The 14,953-nt window shown below is 51.9% G+C and carries 11 protein-coding genes and 1 riboswitch; of the genes, 7 read left to right on the top strand and 4 right to left on the bottom strand.

Annotated elements, in window-relative coordinates:
- Positions 1-36: 36 nt before the first annotated feature.
- The 3 genes from INP79_RS00905 to INP79_RS00895 form a co-directional block, all read right to left on the bottom strand.
- Entirely contained in the window at positions 37-1,035 is a 999-nt protein-coding gene (locus INP79_RS00905; RefSeq protein ID WP_194752565.1) for a two-component system response regulator, read from the bottom strand.
- Positions 1,032-4,736: a PAS domain S-box protein gene (locus INP79_RS00900; RefSeq protein ID WP_194752564.1), complete on the bottom strand. Its 3,705-nt coding sequence runs from the start codon at positions 4,734-4,736 to the stop codon at positions 1,032-1,034. Before INP79_RS00900 ends, INP79_RS00905 begins: the two co-directional genes overlap by 4 nt.
- Positions 4,737-4,932: 196 nt before the next feature.
- On the bottom strand, positions 4,933-5,343 hold the full coding sequence (locus INP79_RS00895; protein WP_194752563.1) for a hypothetical protein: 411 nt from the start codon (positions 5,341-5,343) through the stop codon (positions 4,933-4,935).
- Between the two features lie 151 nt (positions 5,344-5,494).
- Positions 5,495-5,607: riboswitch (TPP riboswitch) on the top strand.
- Positions 5,608-5,638: 31 nt separating this feature from the next.
- Here INP79_RS00895 and thiC point away from each other — a divergent pair.
- The 4 genes from thiC (at position 5,639) to INP79_RS00875 (ending at position 10,918) form a co-directional block, all read left to right on the top strand.
- Complete coding sequence (gene thiC / locus INP79_RS00890; protein ID WP_228519659.1) at positions 5,639-7,519, top strand: phosphomethylpyrimidine synthase ThiC; 1,881 nt, start codon at positions 5,639-5,641, stop codon at positions 7,517-7,519.
- A gap of 166 nt (positions 7,520-7,685) precedes the next feature.
- Positions 7,686-8,531 carry a hypothetical protein gene (locus tag INP79_RS00885; protein WP_194752562.1) on the top strand — a complete coding sequence of 282 codons (846 nt, stop codon included), beginning with the start codon at positions 7,686-7,688 and terminating at the stop codon, positions 8,529-8,531.
- A 98-nt stretch (positions 8,532-8,629) separates the two neighbouring features.
- A complete protein-coding gene (locus INP79_RS00880; RefSeq protein WP_194752561.1) occupies positions 8,630-10,282 on the top strand; it encodes a hypothetical protein in 1,653 nt (550 codons plus the stop codon).
- Between the two features lie 120 nt (positions 10,283-10,402).
- A complete protein-coding gene (locus tag INP79_RS00875) occupies positions 10,403-10,918 on the top strand; it encodes a hypothetical protein (protein WP_194752560.1) in 516 nt (171 codons plus the stop codon).
- Between the two features lie 42 nt (positions 10,919-10,960).
- Here INP79_RS00875 and INP79_RS00870 read toward each other — a convergent pair whose 3' ends face one another.
- Positions 10,961-11,500: a YaeQ family protein gene (locus INP79_RS00870; protein ID WP_194752559.1), complete on the bottom strand. Its 540-nt coding sequence runs from the start codon at positions 11,498-11,500 to the stop codon at positions 10,961-10,963.
- 178 nt (positions 11,501-11,678) lie between these two features.
- Here INP79_RS00870 and INP79_RS00865 point away from each other — a divergent pair, with 178 nt between their 5' ends.
- Genes INP79_RS00865 through INP79_RS00855 form a run of 3 tightly spaced genes read left to right on the top strand, consistent with a single transcriptional unit; the run spans position 11,679 to position 14,951 of the window.
- Entirely contained in the window at positions 11,679-12,326 is a 648-nt protein-coding gene (locus tag INP79_RS00865) for a TetR/AcrR family transcriptional regulator (protein WP_194752558.1), read from the top strand.
- On the top strand, positions 12,313-13,758 hold the full coding sequence (locus INP79_RS00860) for an efflux transporter outer membrane subunit (protein ID WP_194752557.1): 1,446 nt from the start codon (positions 12,313-12,315) through the stop codon (positions 13,756-13,758). Before INP79_RS00865 ends, INP79_RS00860 begins: the two co-directional genes overlap by 14 nt.
- A gap of 2 nt (positions 13,759-13,760) precedes the next feature.
- Positions 13,761-14,951 carry an efflux RND transporter periplasmic adaptor subunit gene (locus tag INP79_RS00855; protein WP_228519658.1) on the top strand — a complete coding sequence of 397 codons (1,191 nt, stop codon included), beginning with the start codon at positions 13,761-13,763 and terminating at the stop codon, positions 14,949-14,951.
- Positions 14,952-14,953 lie beyond the last annotated feature (2 nt).

Below are 14,953 nucleotides of genomic sequence, written 5' to 3'. Positions count from 1 at the left end.
GGGATGCTGTCTTAATGGCAGCTTCCCGCCTGTCACCTAATCTTCCTCAAGCCAGTTGTTGTTAATCGCCAGCAGGTCCGGTAGGCATTGCAGCATGGCGTCCACAATTGCCGGGTCAAAGTGCTTACCGCGATTGCTTTCGATTTCTGCTACGGCCGCTTCTACTGGCCAAGCCTCTTTGTAAGGGCGTTTGTTCAGCAGAGCATCAAACACGTCAGCGACGGCGACGATGCGCGCCTCAATCGGAATCGCTTCTCCTTTTAAGCCAAAGGGATAGCCGCTGCCATCCCATTTTTCATGATGATAGAGTGCGACCGAATGTGCCAGTTTGATCAATGGTGATGTTGAGTTATCCAGGATTTTTGCGCCCATTTCCGGGTGTTTGCGCATCAATGCCAGCTCTTCATCATTCAATTTACCCGGTTTTAGCAATACATGGTCAGGGATGCCGATTTTGCCGATGTCATGCATAGGTGCAGCATGAATCAGTTGTTCTGAAAAATAGGGATCCATGCCCAGTTGCAAGGCAAGCCTGCCTGACACATGGCTCATGCGCATGACGTGCATGCCGGTTTCATTATCCTTGAACTCGGCAGCGCGGCCTAAACGCTGGATCAGTTCGAGATGGGTGCGTTTCAGTTCGTCGATATGTACCAGCGATAAATGCGTTTTGACGCGCGCACGCACCAGAGCCGGGGAAATCGGTTTATTGATGTAATCCACACCGCCAGCAGCAAAACCTTCAGATTCATCCGCTTCATCCGCCAATGCGGTGACAAAAATCACCGGGATGGTGTTTGTTTCGGGGTCGCTCTTTAACTGTCGGCAAACCTCAAAACCAGTCATACCTGGCATCATCACATCCAGTAAAATCAGGCCGGGTCTTTCTTTTTTGACCAACTCCAATGCGTCCATGCCGTTTTTGGCAAAACTTAAACGGTAATTGTCCTGCAGCACCTGTTTCAATACTTTAAGGTTGAGTGGCTCATCGTCAACAACCAAGATTTTTGCTTGTTGCGCGGTGTTATCCATCATGAGGAGGCCTCCTGGCTCTCGATTTCCAGTAGCTGATCAATATGCACGGTCGCTTGCTCAAAGTCAAAGTCATTCAATAGTTGTGCAATGGTGTTCAATGCATTGCGCCAGGCAGCCGGGGCATGTTGGACAAGTTTACTGACGAGTGCATCATCCAGTTCGTTCATGACAACCAGCGTACGTAGCGCTTGCAGCCAATCGAGCAATTGTACGGTTGGCAATTGAGTCTCGTCTATGGCTGGAATCACTGCTTGCTGCGATAGCAAAGGCGTGATGGATGCATGTAGCGATTGCACGTCAATTTGCAACTGTGCCACCAGTGCTGAGCAGGTATGCCATTGATCATCGCCGGTTTGTTCCAGGGCGTGGTAACTGTCCTGGATATTCAATAGCGCCAGATTGGCACTCACGCCTTTGTTGGCATGGGCAATTTGTTTCACCGTAGCGTGATCTTGTGCAGCGATCGCCTGTTTGAGTGTGGTGATATGTTTGCGGGATTCCTGCACATATACATTGACTTCATGCAGGTAGGTTTGCTGGTCTCCCCATAACTGGATGCCTTTTTTCAGGTCAAAATGGGTCGTTGCAGGTATGGATGGGCTAGTGTCGGTGCTGATTACGACCGCTTCCAGCTGCAACACGCGCTGAATTTCTGCCAGTAATAATGGCAGCTCAATGGGTTTGGACGCAAAGCCATCCATGCCGGCTTCTGCAGCGGCCAGCCGATCTTGCTCAAGCACGCTAGCGGTTAATGCAATAATCGGTGTTCTGGCCCTACCGGATTGCTGCTCTAATGCGCGGATATGCAGGCTGGCACTGAGGCCATCCATGACCGGCATTTGTACATCCATCAAAATCACGTCGTAGGATTGTGCTTGCCAGGCATCGACTACCTCTTGGCCATTGCTGGCCAGGGTGAGTTGGTGGCCTTGTTTTTCGAGCACAATGTTTAGCAATCTGCGGTTTTGTTCAATATCATCTGCGGCCAGGATTTTCAGTGCGGGTAAGCTGAATACCGAAGCATTGTTTTGCACTGTATTTTCCGGTGCGTTGCCTTCTGTGAGTGGCAAAATCACTGAAAAGCAACTGCCTTTGCCAATTTTGCTGCTGGCGGTAATGCGGCCTCCCATTAACTCTACCAACTGTTTGCTAATCGTGGTGCCCAGGCCGGTGCCGCCAAAGCGTCGGCTCATCGAAGCGTCCGCTTGGGTAAATGGTTCAAAAATCACATCCAGCCGGTCTTCATCAATACCAATGCCGGTATCAATGATGTCAAACTGCACTTCACCTTGCGGTGTCAGGTGCACATTGAGTTCAACATGGCCGGTCTCGGTGAATTTGATGGCATTACCCAGCAGGTTGGTGAGCACCTGGCGAATGCGGTGTTCGGCACCGGTGTAGTAACCAGCGGTTTCCGGGGCCAGGTTCAGCCGCAAGTCCAGCTGTTTTTTGCGCGCCTGTAACCAGAGGGATGAAATCAGGCTATCGACCATTTCGCGCATGGAGAAATCCAGCATTTCCAGTTCCAACATGCCTTTTTCCAGCTTGGCGCTATCCAGGATGTCATTGAGCAAGTGCAGCAAAGACTTGGCTGACTGGCTGATGGTTGATAAATAGTTGCGCTGTTCCGGTTGCATGGGGGTATCCAGCAACAATTCGCTAAAGCCGATAATAGAGTTCATCGGTGTGCGAATCTCATGGCTCATATTGGCAAGAAATGTACTTTTGGCGTTGGCTGCTTGCTCGGCGGTTTCTTTTGCCTGCCGCATTTCCTGTTCCATTTGCTTGCGTTCGCTGATGTCCATCATAAACATCAACACTTTAACGACCTTGCCGTCTACATCACGCACCGGGCTGTAAGAGGCATTGATCCAGATTTGCTTACCTGCTTTGCCGTAACGCAAAAACTCGCCATGCACGAACTCACCCCGGCGCAAGGACGACCATTTCTTCTGGTAGGTATCCGTCTGGGCAAAGCCGGGGGGGCAGAAAATAGAATGATGGCGGCCTTCGATGTCTTCCGCCTGGTAGCCCAGCAGGTCAAGAAAGTTCTGGTTGGCTGTAATGACAAAGCCATCAATGGTAAATTCGGCCACGCTGGTGGAGTAATTGATCGCGTTGACGATGCCTTCAAATTCGGCGTTTTTCTGCTTGGACTCGGTGATGTCCAGCAAGACGCCATCCATGGCATATGGCATGCCGTCTTTATTCAGCAGCGGTGAAGCGAATGCTGATACCCATTTTTCATTACCGTTGCGATCAGTGATCCTGAACTCCACTTCAAAGCTTTCAAGCTTGGCAATGGCTTTTGCTGCAATCGGGCGCACACGTGCGATATCGTCAGGGTGCATCAAGGGCGAGAAGCGTAATTGCCCGCTGAGAAAATCTTGGGCGGGCCAGCCTGTCATCTGTAGCACGGCGTCGCTGATCAGTTGTATGCTCCAGTCGCCCGCCAGGCTGACGCGGAAAGTCACGCCGGGAATATTGTTCATCATGGACCGAATCTGCTGGTCTTTTTCGCGCACCGCCTCTTCAATGGCTTTGCGGTGGCTGAGGTCGGTGATGAAGCCCACATATAAGGTTTCATTGGCCAGCTTGACTTCACCAATCGCCAGTCGAATCGGAAAGGTTGAGCCATCTTTGCGCATGGCATCGAGGTCACGACCTTCGCCGATGATTTTTGCATCGCCTGTTGCCTGGTAATTTTTCAGGTAATAGAGGTGGTTGGAGCTGTCAGGCTCTGGCATTAATAGCGAAATGTTTTTGCCCTTCATTTCCGCTTTTTTCCAGCCGAATAATTTTTCGACTGCGTCATTGCAGGCAATCATTTCACCGGTGGTATTGATGGTGACGATACCATCTACCGCCGTATCCAGAATGGTCGATAAGCGCGTTTCACTGGCCTGGATGGTGGCCAGCATTTGCCGGTAGCGTATCAATGCGTTGATGGCTGTGGCGATAATGCCGATGAGGATAGTGACCAGCGTAATGCCCAGCGCCATGGTGATGGATTGATTGTCATCCGGGTTGAAGCCTGGTTTCGCCTCACCCAGAAAACGCGCAGACGCCATGCCGGTATAGTGCATGGCAGTGATAGCGCTGCCCATGAGCACACCGCCCAGGATGATGCTCACTTTGGGCGGGATTTTGCCTTTCTGGTTTAAAAAGATGCCTGTCCATAGTGACAGTGTGGATAAGGCCACGGCGACCACCACTGAAACCAATACCCATACCAGGTCAAACTTGAGCACGGGCTCCATACGCATGGCGAGCATGCCGATGTAATGCATGGCACCAATGCCTGCGCCGACGGCAAATCCGCCTTTGATCAGCTTGCGGTAGTCGATCTGGTTTTCAGACATCAAGCTCAGCGCATAGTGTGACGCCAGGATGCCTGGCATCATGGAGACCAGGGTGGCATCCGGATAGTAAGAAACCGGCGTGCAGATTTGATAGGCCAGCATGCCGATAAAGTGCATGGCCCAGATGCCGGCACCTAATGATACTGAGCTGGCAATGATCGAAAACCGGCGTGAAACGACTGACGTCTGCTTCTGTGACAGGCGCGTCAATTGCAGGGCAAGTATGGAGGAGCCAATGGCGACCAGCGCAGATAGGACCACCAGCCAATCATCATAGCTGCCATAGAGCAGTGCAGTCGGAGTGCCTGCCCTGAAAAAGAAAATACCGTACCAATCCATGCTTGATTTGCCTTGTGAGTCCCTGTTGACTACTTCCCACGTATAGTCTAGCGGGTACAGGTTTGCAGTGAATGGCGGAATAATTGCAGGTTCGGTGCTTAGTTTTTTAAATTACTGCTCGTTTTGATTGATATTGCGATCAGCCTGATTGAAAAACCCTGCCGCAGCAGGGTTTCAGGTAGGGATGTGACAGGCCTTATTGTGCACACAAGGCATGACAAATCAGCTGGTAGCAAATCGTCATAAAGCCAACCGTGGTGATGACAAAGCTGATCGCAGAGAATACTTTCCACTTGGTTTTGCTCCAGAAATCCGGGTCAAACGCCGCAATTACAAACACGGTCGGGTTGGTAAAGCCACCAATCGCCACGCAGACACAGGCAAAATAGTGCAACTCAACGCCCGCCGCTTTGGCCGCCCCAAAGAATCCCAGGTTAAACAAGGCCATTAAGGCGTAGTCGACGTGGGCACGTATCATGGTTTTGTAGTCGACCAGAAAGTCGCCATCTATGCCTTTGATGGGAAACCAGCGCGCGAATGTCATCAACCATGCTGACAAAATTAAAGCGGTAGTACAGGCCACGGCCCCTATGAGTAAAGCTTCCATTATGATCTCTCCTGAGTTCCTGATTGAAATAAATCCCGTATGTTTTTGTAGTCGGGTGCTGTGATTGTAGACAGGTCTGTCTATTTGTCAATGGCGGGCACATGCAAAACTTTGTTTTGCTTGCCTTATCAAGCGTTTTCACGCACAATCCGTCCGTTGCTAGGGGTCTGTACATCCTTGATTTATTCCAGGTTTTGCAGTGAGAGTTACCCTTCGAACCTGATGTGGTTGAGACCACCGTAGGGAATGCAAACCTCCATATGCATCCTTACGTCTTTTTCTTTTAAGGATGCCAATGAACGCTATTGATAAAAATATCAAGTTCGTCAACGCTGATGCCAAAGTTGACGAAGCTGCTACCAAACCATTTGCCAAATCGCGCAAAATCTACGTTGAAGGTTCCCGCCCTGATATTCAGGTGCCATTCCGTGAAATTTCCCTGAGTGATACCCCGTCCAGCTTTGGCGGTGACACCAATCCACCCGTCGTGGTCTACGACACTTCAGGCCCTTACACTGACCCGACGGTCGAGATTGATATCCGTAATGGTTTGCCAGCACTGCGTGCCCAGTGGATTATGGAGCGTGGCGATGTGGAGCAACTGGATGGCCCGACCTCAGAATTTGGTCATCAACGCTTGGTCGACCCGCAACTGGCTGAAATGCGCTTTAACTTGCACCGCAAACCATTGCGTGCCAAAGCTGGCCAGAACGTGAGCCAGATGCACTATGCGCGCAAAGGCATCATTACGCCTGAGATGGAGTTTATCGCTATCCGCGAAAACCAGCGCCGTGAAAATATGAGCGAATTGCTGCAAACCCAGCATCCAGGCCAGAATTATGGCGCCAGCATTCCAACCGTGATTACGCCAGAGTTTGTGCGTGACGAAGTGGCCCGTGGCCGCGCCATTATCCCGGCCAACATCAACCACCCTGAAATCGAGCCGATGATTATTGGCCGTAATTTCCTGGTCAAGATTAACGCCAACATCGGTAACTCTGCGCTGGGCTCTTCCATTAGCGAAGAAGTTGAGAAAATGGTGTGGGGTACACGTTGGGGTGGCGACACTGTGATGGATTTGTCTACCGGTAAAAACATCCATGAAACGCGCGAGTGGATTATCCGTAACTCACCAGTGCCTATCGGTACCGTGCCTATTTACCAGGCGCTGGAAAAAGTAAACGGCAAGGCTGAAGACCTGACCTGGGAAATCTTCCGCGATACCCTGATCGAGCAGGCAGAGCAAGGTGTGGACTACTTCACCATTCACGCCGGTGTGCGTTTAGCGTATATCCCGATGACCGCAAAACGTATGACCGGTATCGTGTCGCGCGGCGGCTCCATCATGGCCAAATGGTGTCTGGCACATCACAAAGAGTCCTTCCTCTACACGCATTTCGAAGAAATCTGCGAAATCATGAAGCAGTATGACGTGTCCTTCTCACTGGGTGATGGTTTGCGTCCTGGTTCTATCTATGATGCTAACGACGAAGCGCAGTTTGCCGAGTTGAAAACATTGGGTGAACTGACCCAAATCGCCTGGAAGCACGACGTACAGTGCATGATCGAAGGCCCAGGCCACGTGCCTATGCACCTCATTAAAGAAAACATGGACCTGCAACTGGAGCACTGTGGTGAAGCCCCGTTCTACACCTTAGGCCCATTGACCACTGACATCGCGCCAGGCTATGACCATATCACCTCCGGCATCGGTGCCGCCATGATCGGCTGGTACGGCTGTGCCATGCTGTGTTACGTCACCCCGAAAGAACACTTGGGTTTGCCAGACAAAGAAGACGTACGTGTAGGCATCATCACTTACAAGATCGCAGCACACGCGGCAGACTTGGCAAAAGGCCACCCAGGCGCACAAATTCGTGACAACGCTTTGTCCAAAGCACGTTTCGAATTCCGCTGGGAAGACCAGTTCAACCTCGGCCTGGACCCGGAAAAAGCCAAGGAATTCCACGACGAAACCTTGCCACAAGAGGGCGCTAAACAAGCGCATTTCTGCTCCATGTGCGGCCCGCATTTCTGCTCGATGAAGATCACACAAGACGTACGTGATTATGCGGATAAGCTGGGGGTTGATGAACAAGCCGCCCTGCAAAAAGGCATGCAGGAAAAAGCGATTGAATTCGTGAAAAAAGGGAGTGAAGTTTATCAGAAGGTGTAAGCAATCTGATGAACGCTTAAAAGCCAGCAGCGATGCTGGCTTTTTTATTATGTGTGGCGTGCAACAGACAGCCTGCTGCTCGACGCTGCTTGCAAACACTGCCAGAAGTAGCCGCCGTCGTCACAACGGTGTTAAGGTATGTCTGTCTGTGTAAAAGGGGTGCGCCATGGCATTGTTGGACGATGTATTAAAGGAGCTGCCTGCCTATTTGGGCAAGTTCACCCACCTGCTGTCGCAACCGGCGCAGTTGGTGCATGATCATCTGCAGGCTGAAGATAGTCGTGCCAAACTGGAGCAGTCCATCGCATTTTTATTACTGTCTTTCACCATTGCGCTGGTGCTGGCCGTGGTGTTTCCTGAAATGACTAACCCGGTGCAACTGGCGAGTGATGATGCAGGCATGGCTGCCCATGCATTTGCCGCCATACGGTTGTTGTTTGAGTTGTTGGGCTTGTCGGCACTGGCTTACCTGGCGGCCAAAGTGGCAGGCGTCAAAAGCGGATTTCAGCGCTTTTTTGGCCTGATATGCACGGCTTGTGGCGTCATGCTGGTGATACAGGTGTTTGCCGCTTCGCTCACCAATATCAGCCTGGCTGACCCGGTCACAGCAAAAGCATGGATACAGTTGGAAAAAGGCATGGCGACGCTCAAACCGCTGGTTGAGCAAAACGTGCTTTGCGCAACTGATGCCAGCAGTGGTGAAGTGCGGCCAAACGCAGCCTTGGGCGCACAGTTGCAAACACAATTGACAGCCTTGCAGGCGATTTACATGCAGGCAACCGACAGGCCATTATTTAAGTTGGCCGCAGGCCTGCAGTTACTGACAGGGCTGATTCTGCTGATCTGGTCAGCCCGGTTATGGGCGATGTATCTCAAAGGCCATGCACTCAGTACTGGCAAGCTGATATTGGCGACGGTATTGCTGGTTGTATTCACCGGTGCGGGCACGCTGGTGTACGAACTGGTGAATGCGGGGCGTACCATGATGGACTTGTATCGACATTGCGGCTAAATTATTTGGCGGGTATTTGCGGCGCTTATTATCTGATTCTGTATTGCCAACCCGCGGTATAGTCCACATTCCACGCAAGCGGCTAAAGGGCATCCATCATGGCGGACAACCTGCAAAGCAGTATCGTACGAGATTTTCGGCAAACACTGTTGTGGCCGATACAGTTGATGACCGATCACAGTGCGGGTGCCGTGCATCGTCCCTGGCAGCTACTCAAAGCCGCGCCTGATTCGCCCTGGGTCGAGATACAAGACGAGTTTTTGCAGGATTCCCCGCATCTGAGTGAAACCAGGTATCAGGAGTTCGTCACCTTTTTACCGTTTGCCCAGCGTTTTTTATATGGCGAAGGCAAGCATGGCCGCGAGTCTGGTGGCTATGGTGAATCGCCCATTCATATTTTTACCCGCAGTGATATTAGCCAGGTGCGCATCACGCTGCATGGCGAGGCGGAGCCGCTCATCTTGCGCGTCTCCCATGTCGAGTTGTACTTCTTTTTTGATATTGATGTGGCCATGCTGGCGTTTGAAGTGACGGGCAAAGACCTGCCACTCAAGTCGGCTATGGAGGTAATGTACCGCCTGGGCCGCACCTATCCTAATTACTGGGATGATACTGGCGAGGGTGGGCACTGCGCACAATTGATTGAGTGGCTGGATCAGCAAGGACAAGTAATTGCGCGCTCGGATTATGAAGACAAGGCGCGCTACCTGGCTTATGTGAAAGAAAACCATGTGCCTTGCGTGTCGTTGCACTGGTTGGCGTTGTTGCATCCGCTGGTGCCGCATTACTCCGGCCAGCAGGGCGAGTTACGCTACCGTGAAATTGAATACCAGCGCATGCCGCTGATGGCTTATTTGTCGTTTGACGATGTGAGCCAGCTGAGTCGTGGCGACCTGATCCGGCTAGGCCTGGTCTGCCAGCCCTGGCATTCGGAAACCCTGCCGTTTACCGAACACTTCTTGCAGGAGTTTGAAAAAAATAACTGTTATGACCGCTATTGGGACGAAGCCCGGCAAGACCCCTGGAGCACCACCCGCATCATGTGTACCGGGCAGAATTTTGTCGTCGTTGGCAGCCACCAGCATCGCGTGTTTACCAATGAGCGCACAGGCATCAAGCGTCATTACCAGAACCAGTATTTCCTGTTGTTTTTAATTGCACATTTCCAGAAAGCGGCTTTGCTCATGTTGTCAGACCGCATGGTGCAGGCCATCAGTCGCCTGGATATCCAAAGCGAAGACTCGGTTAAAAATTTCCGTAACCGTATCCGCAATGCTACCGCCGTGTTTTTACGCTTTACCCATCGCTACTGGTTTGAAAATGTGTCTGACCAGGCCGTGGCCAAAGACCTGTTTACACTGATGCTGAAACAACTGGATTCCGTCAGCCTGTTTGAAAAAACCCGTCGCCGTATTATGGACATGGCCGAGTATTTGGAAGGCGAAGAAATCAAGCGCCAGGCGGATACGGTTGTCCGCCTCACAGTGGTGACCATTTTAGGCCTGATTGGCACCATGACAACAGGCTTGCTGGGTATGAACCTGATTGACCTCACGCAAGCCAGCACGCTGGAGAAACTGGCTTATTTCTCAGTCGTGTTTATCCCGGTCAGCTTGCTCACGTTTTACACGGTCATTAAATCCAGGCGGCTGTCATTGTTTCTGGATGCACTTTCCAACGAGGGCGCTGGTTTGCGCTATAAACTGGCCAAGTTGCGCAGTGTCTGGGTCGGTAAGCTGGATGACAGATAAATCTTGCGTTATTGGTGGCAAGGCCGCCCAGCACTACAGGTGTTAAAAAGTGAATCTTTGCGTTTAAACACTATCAAAACTCTACCAGCAAACGACTGGCAATATTGATAGGAGAACGACATGAGACGCAGGCTCTATTTTGTTTTACCCAATATTAGAAGTGCGCAAGCGATGATGAATGAGTTGCTGCTGGAGAGAATTGATGAAGATCACATTCACTTTCATGCAAAAAATGAGCAGGCACTGGGTAACTTGCCAAAAGCCAACGCGGTAGAAAAGTCTGATGTGGTTTACAGCGCACTGGCGGGCTTTGTGTTTGGGGCTGTGTTCGGGCTGTTTGGCGGCATGCTGGCTTATTTGGTGCCCTGGTGGTTTGGTGAGGTCACGTTGATGGTGATCCCGTATTGCATGGTATTAGGCGCCTTGTCATGTGCTGCCTGGGCAGCGACGGTGGCGACAGCCGCGCCCAGTTACCGGATCAAATCATATTCTGCCCAAATTGAGCAGGGCAATATCTTGATGATTGTGTCTGTGCCCTTGCGCAGATTGAGTGAGGTGCGTCAACGGCTGATGCGACATCACCCGGAGGCTATGTATAGTGGTGTCTGGCCAGCAGAACACCGGCTCTTTCCTTAAACTGACCTCATATGAAAAAAGCCAGCAATGCTGGCTTTTTGTTTAGCTGGCTTCTTTTAACCATACCGGGCTGATTTCAAAACTACCGCCCTCATAACTGACCAGGATTTGCCTATCCTGAATGGTGAAACTGATGCTGAGCCCGCGTGCAGCGGCGGCAGCTAATTGCTCAGTCTCGGGCAGGTTAATCACCGTGACATTATCGAGCTTGAGTAGCGCTTTATGGTTCTGCTCCCACCACATGTCCGCCGTCCTGCCGCCATAAAGCACTTGTACTACCTGCGCCGAGCGGCCACAGGCTTTGCGGATGTCGCGTTCATCTGGCAGGCCTACACAAATCCAGCGCTCAATCGCACCGGTCAGGTCTTTTTGCCAGAGGTCGGGTTCGTCGTCTTCGCTCAAGCCCTTGCCAAACAGCAGCGACTCATCGGCATATAGCGCAAAGGCCAGCAGGCGCACCATCAGGCGCTCATCTGTCTCTGACGGGTGTTTGGCCAGTGTAAGGTGGTGTTGCTGGTAATAATGTCGATCCATGTCGGCAATATTGACGTCTATCTTATAAATGGTGGATTTAAGGGCCATGCCTGTGCAGTGCAGTTTGAATTAAAAGTGCTGCGAGTATAGCAAACCTGTGCGCGAACATGGCGCGTAGCGTGCATGTATCTGCCAGGTTACAACAAATCGCTTGCTAGTTTGACAAAGTGACAGGTAAAATAAAAATGAAACGTTTTATTTTTATTTTATGCTGGAACCTATACAAGTGAAAACCAAAGTCGGCCGCCCCAAGTCAGGGACTGAGCAAGAGCGCCATGTATTGTTACTGGAGCAGGCGCTGGAGCTGTTTATGACTGAGGGCGTGGCGCAAACCAGTGTGGCGCATATTGCCTCTGTGTGCGGCGTGTCTACGCGGACCATTTATGAGCGCTTTAGCAATAAATATGAGTTGCTGATTGCAGCCATGCGGCACATGGTTGAGCAGGATGTGTCTGCCATGTTTAAGGTAGAAGATTTGCACAACAAGTCATTGCAGCAGGTGCTGACCGATATTGGCCGCTTCGCGCTCAATCGCGTGATGGAGCCACGCATGCTGTCTTTTTTCCGTATCGGCATTGCTGAGGCGTCACATATCCCCGAGCTGTCACGTGCAATGAAAACCGTCGGCCCGCAGCGTATCCACCAGATGCTGGCCGATATTTTCCGCTTTTATGCGGCGCAGGGAGTGTTGCCAACACAAGACTTTATGCGGGCGGCTGAGTCGTATTGTGAGTTGCTGATTGCGACCCCACGGACCAAGGCACTGTTTGGGGTGCTCGAGCCGGACTGGGATGCCGAGGCGCATGTGGCATTTGTGGTGAGTTTGTTTTTACGTGGATTAGAAGGAATGGAGCCAGTTCATGCAGCGTCATAAACACTGGGCCTGGCTATTACTGTGTTTGCCACTGGCAAGCTGTTCAGTGATTGATGAATATATTCGTCCCAAACCTGTGATTGCCGAGCAATGGCAGGCGCCTTTGCCACATAGCGGTAGTGTGGTCGCATTAAAAGACTGGTGGGCACAATTCAAGGATCCGGTGCTCGACCAGTTGTTGGCTGAGTCGCAAAAAGAAAGCCCTTCGCTGGAAATTGCATTGGCTAATATCCGTGTGGCGCGTGCCAATGTACTGTCGGCGCGTGCGCAAGGCATTCCTGATTTAACCAGCACCGGCAGTGTCACCAAGAGCAAAGGCGGCGGCGGTAACGCGGCTTTTCCATCCAGCACCATAGAAATTGACTCTGTGTCGCTGGATGCCAGCTGGGAAGTCGACCTGTTTGGCAAGGTGAAAGCGGCCAAGCAGGCAGCCAAGGCCCAGCTCGAGTCGAAAAAGATTGCCTGGCATGACGCGCGCCTGACGCTGGCGGCAGAAGTGGCCAATAACTATGTGAATTATCGTGCTTGCCAGGCCTCGGTGCAGGCATTGCAGCAGGCTTACGATTCGCGTGCCGAGACGGCCCGTTTGACAGGTATTTCAGCCAAGGCTGGTTTCTCTGCCCCATCTGACCTGGCGCTGGCAGAGGCAGCAACGCGTGCCAGTGAGTCGACGCTGGATGGCCAGCAGGCGGAATGTGATGGTTTAATCAAGGCATTGGTTGAGCTGACTAATCTGCCCGAACCTGCGTTACGCGATGCTTTGGCCAAAGGCAAAGGCATGCCGGAACCAGCGATGTTTGATGTCAGTGCGCTGCCTGCAAACTTGCTGACCCGTCGCCCGGACCTGGCGGTAGATGAACGCAACTTGGCCGAAGCCAGTGCCAATATTGGTGTCTCTAAAGCACAAATGTACCCTAGCTTGACGTTAACCGGTTCGATTGGCTACCGCCGTACCAATTTTAACGGCATGGTGACGCGTACAGATTCCTGGTCTTATGGCCCATCGCTCAAGTTGCCTATTTTTGATGGTGGCACCTTACGTGCAGATCTCGCCGAGGCGCGGGCTAACTTTGACAGCTTGCTCGCGACTTACAAACAAGACGTGCGAACTGCCGTCAAAGAAGTCGAGCAGGCACTGGTTAACCTGGACAGCGCCACGCGCCGTGCACAGTCTGAGCAGGCCAGTGCGCAGCAATACCAGCAATATTTTAAAGCGGCTGAAATTAACTGGAAATCCGGCGGTCTGGATCTGCTGTCGCTGGAAGATGCGCGTCGTCAGAAAATCAACGCTGAACTCAATGTGATTACGCAGCAAAAGAACCGAGTATTACAGTGGATCGCCTTGTATAAAGCATTTGGCGGCGACTGGCTAGAAACGCAGCAGGGCACACAGCAGACTGGCAAACCTCTGAAGCCCATGGAAAAAAGGTAAGCATGATGGCAAAAAAACTGACAAAAAAAACAACATTTCTCATTATTTCTGCGTTACTGGTGGGGGTGAGCGTGTGGTTCTGGCAACACCCTTTACACCAGGCCGAGCTGGCAGAAAAACGTGGTAACCGCCAAACGGCTGCCACGCCGACGGCTAGCCCAGCCACACAGGCGCCGGCCTCTAAAGCTGCTTTGAGTGTGGAGGTGACACAGCCCGCGGTGGTGCAATGGCCAATGACGCTGGTGCTCAACGGCAGCATTTATCCTTGGCAAGAAGCGCTGGTGAGTGCAGAAATCTCTGGTTTGCGTATTCAGCAAGTGTTGTCCGATGTGGGTGCGCAAGTGAGCAAAGGCCAGGCCTTGGTCATGCTGGCCGATGAAACAGTCAAAGCCGATTTGCAAAAACAGTTGGCGACTGTTGAAAAAGACAAAGCGGCACTGGCAGAGGCGAAAAGCAATGCAGACCGTGCACGTGAAATTAAAGACAGCGGCGCCTTGTCGGCCCAAAAAATTAATGAATACCTGATTGCCGAGCAAACCGCGAAAGCAAACCTGGCATTGTCCGAGGCTGAGCTGGAAAACCAGAGAATCCGTTTGCGCCAGACCAAAGTAGTTGCGCCGGATGATGGGGTGATTTCGTCACGCTCGGCCAACCTGGGCAATGTGGTGTCTTCTGGTACCGAGTTGTTCCGGCTGGTGCGTCAGGGCCGGATTGAATGGCGCGGAGAGGTGAATGCCGATCAGCAAACGGCGTTACGTGCTGGACAGTCGGTGCGTTTAACCTTGTCTGGTGGCAACGCGGTGACCGGCAAGGTGCGCCTGATTTCGCCGACGGTGGATAACAATACGCGCAATGCGCTGGTATATGTGGATATTCCTAAAGACAGCGCCAAGCCTGGCATGTATGTGCAGGGGCAAGTGGATATTGGTCAGCAACACGGCTTGGCCGTGCCATTAAGTGCCGTGACTTATCGCGATGGCTTTGCCTATGTGTTTGAGTTGACGGCAGCGGATGCCCAAGGCTTGCACAAAGTGATTCAGCGCAAGGTACAAACCGGCCGTACCCGAGGCGAACAAATTGAGTTACTGGGCAGCCTGAATGCAAACGCCCAATTGGTACTGAGCGGTGGCGCATTTTTAAACGATGGCGACACTGTGCAAGTGGTCACCCTGAGCAAGCGTAGCGGGGCTTAAGT

Origin of the sequence: Methylophilus sp. QUAN, from assembly GCF_015354445.1 — a bacterium.
Lineage (GTDB): Bacteria > Pseudomonadota > Gammaproteobacteria > Burkholderiales > Methylophilaceae > Methylophilus.
The sequence above is the reverse complement of the archived record's forward strand: the minus strand, read 5'-3'. Positions and strand labels throughout refer to the sequence as shown.